Annotated in this window: 3 protein-coding genes and 1 pseudogene; all 4 read right to left on the reverse strand. The window is 22.0% G+C overall.

The genetic code is table 11. The features are described 5' to 3' along the window. Positions 1-197: 197 nt before the first annotated feature. Positions 198-1,025 carry a restriction endonuclease gene (locus KJQ97_RS09100; protein WP_214120648.1) on the reverse strand — a complete coding sequence of 276 codons (828 nt, stop codon included), beginning with the start codon at positions 1,023-1,025 and terminating at the stop codon, positions 198-200. Positions 1,026-1,062: 37 nt separating this feature from the next. Further along, a complete protein-coding gene (locus tag KJQ97_RS09105) occupies positions 1,063-1,254 on the reverse strand; it encodes a hypothetical protein (protein WP_214117910.1) in 192 nt (63 codons plus the stop codon). 64 nt (positions 1,255-1,318) lie between these two features. Further along, positions 1,319-2,029, reverse strand: a complete 711-nt coding sequence (locus tag KJQ97_RS09110; RefSeq protein ID WP_214120649.1) for an EI24 domain-containing protein — start codon at positions 2,027-2,029, stop codon at positions 1,319-1,321. After that, positions 2,022-2,532, reverse strand: a pseudogene (locus tag KJQ97_RS09115) (hypothetical protein); the annotation flags it as partial. The pseudogene KJQ97_RS09115 and the gene KJQ97_RS09110, both read right to left, overlap by 8 nt.

Genomic DNA, 2,532 nt, shown 5'->3' on the forward strand with positions numbered 1-2,532 from the left:
AAAGCGTAGGATAGGTAATAAAAAATGGCACATAATCTATAGGAATTAAAATACTAATAATCCCACTAGCTAAACCATGTAAATTATCTAAAAAATATGTTAGATATATTAAAAACTCATTCATATCTTACCTTTAAAAATAAGATTAATTATAGCAAACAAAAAACTATTAATCTATTATTTATTGTCTTAATGCTTTAATTTATATAGTTAATGATTTGATAATTTATTTCATTTGGATATTCTCTTAAATAACACACTACTCCGTAATCTTTATCATTACAGCTTGTTATAAAATCTTTATAAATTATTTTATTATCACATAATGATGGATTGTTTCTAATAAAAACTTCACAATCTCCTATAAATTTTCTAAGCAGATATTGTTTTGGTGGATTTGTGTAGCACTTGCATTGAATTAGCCTTATTTCACTATTTTTATACGCTATTAAATCTATACCTTTGTCGTTTTTACCATTTACAAAACCATTTGGAAAAACCTTATAACCTATATTTTCATAGTATATTTTTATTTGATATTCGTAATTTTTGCCTTTTTTGATATTTTCTAATTTGATTTTATTTTGTGCGTTTTTTTCTTCACTTATTTTTAATTCATAAGACTGAATTAGTTTATCTTTTTCTAGCTTATAATATCTATTTAATTCTTTTAATTTTTCTTCATAATCTTTTTCTTTTTCTAATATCAATTCTTGTGCTTTTTCAATGGCTATTTTATTAATATCTGAAGTTGTTAAAGTCTGTAATCGTTTTAACTCATCTTTGAGTTTTAATAATTCTTCTTCATATTTATAATTCTTGTATAGCAAAATATTTTTATTAGTTTTTGTATCTTCGTAATCTTCTTTATCTATTTTTAATGTTTGAATTTCTTTATTTTTGTCATTTATAAATTTTTCTGCCTTTTTTATAAATAAAACGAATATACCAAGTAATATGAAGTAAAAAATAGTTATTATTAAGCCATAGTAATTATGTAAAAATTCTAAAATGCTAAATAACATACAATTACCATAGGAATTTCAAATGAAATTCCTAAAATCAATCTAAATCTTTAATGATTTCTTCATCACTTTTTACAACCATTCCAGAGCCGTGAATTACGCTCGGAATACAACTTGTGCAAATATCTACTGGCTTATTGTTTTTATGAGCTCTAATAAATACTGCGTGCTCGTCTTCGCTAGCTTTTAGACTACATACATTACAAATAATTTCATTGTTTAAAACCATAATAATCTCCTTAAAAATAAAATTAAATACTACAAAAAAATCAAAATATAAAAGTTATTTTTAATCAATTTAAAGGCTGTTTTAATCTTAATTCATTTTGAAATAATAAATGAGCTAGAAATATTACAAAAAATACAGGTAGAAAAAACCCAACATAAGGAATATTTGAAGCCAAATAAAATAAAAATACGCAAAAAATATATTTAAATTTAAAAGGTTTAAAACTTAAAAAATCATTTTTATTTAAAACACAACTAGCCACATCGTAAATTAAAAAGTTAAAAAATAAATAAAACATTAAGCAAAACATTAAAAATGATGCTATGAAATTTAATATAGGAATTATGTGAAATAAAAGCACAAAAAATAAAAAGAATAAGAATTTCAATACGATTTTAAACAAAAGCCAAGTTATTTGAATTAACCCTATTTCATCTAATTTATTGTAATTATAATGCTTTAAATTGATTTCTCTAACTATCATTGGAGTTAAAAATGAAGTAATAACTAAAGCAAAAAATATAGATAAATATAAAGCTAAAAAACCACCACCTGAAATAGTAATTATCATAATAAATATTTGTATGGCGTGTAGTATCATCGCACCTAAAAAAAAGTTAAAAGCTTCTTCGTTAAAATCTAAACTACCAACATAACTAAATGCAAGTGTTAATAAACTAATAAATATAATTGAGCTTATAATTAGTGGAAATAAAGAAAATGCTAAAAATCTAAATGTAAAAAAATCTTTTAGGCTAATAATGAAATTATTCATATTTATACCACTTAATTACTTGAGAAAATAATCCGTTTCCATTAAATCCTATTGGCATATTTTCAATACCTTTAATTTTTTTATTATAAGCTAAAAAATAATTGTAATTTACCAAAAATACATAAGAAGGGTTCATTTTAATCTGCTCTTGAAACTCTTTGTAATAATTCTCTTGCACTTGATTTATGGTATTTTTTGCTTGAGTTTTATTAATCTTATTTGTATTTAAAATAGTTGCAAAATTAATACTATCATATACTTCAATATCTACAATCTTACTAGCTTCATTATCATCATTGTTGGTTTGTAATACATCTGTTAATATTCCAAAATCTTTTAATTGCATAGCAAGATTTTCGGCTATACTTAAGTAGTCTTTATTGTTTTTATCTACATAAATTTCTAATTTTAAAGGTAAATCTAATTTTTTATAATAATTTGCTGTGCTTTCTTTATTAATATTTAATTCTATACTCTTTTTATCTTTATAAAATCCTAATTCA

This window comes from Campylobacter sp. 2018MI01, assembly GCF_018501205.1.
In the GTDB taxonomy this organism is placed as follows: Bacteria; Campylobacterota; Campylobacteria; order Campylobacterales; family Campylobacteraceae; genus Campylobacter_E.

Coding starts and splice junctions, on each gene's coding strand:
- KJQ97_RS09100 (WP_214120648.1), bottom strand. CDS start 1,025: ATGTTATTTAGCATTTTAGAATTTTTACATAATTACTATGGCTTAATA.
- KJQ97_RS09105 (WP_214117910.1), bottom strand. CDS start 1,254: ATGGTTTTAAACAATGAAATTATTTGTAATGTATGTAGTCTAAAAGCT.
- KJQ97_RS09110 (WP_214120649.1), bottom strand. CDS start 2,029: ATGAATAATTTCATTATTAGCCTAAAAGATTTTTTTACATTTAGATTT.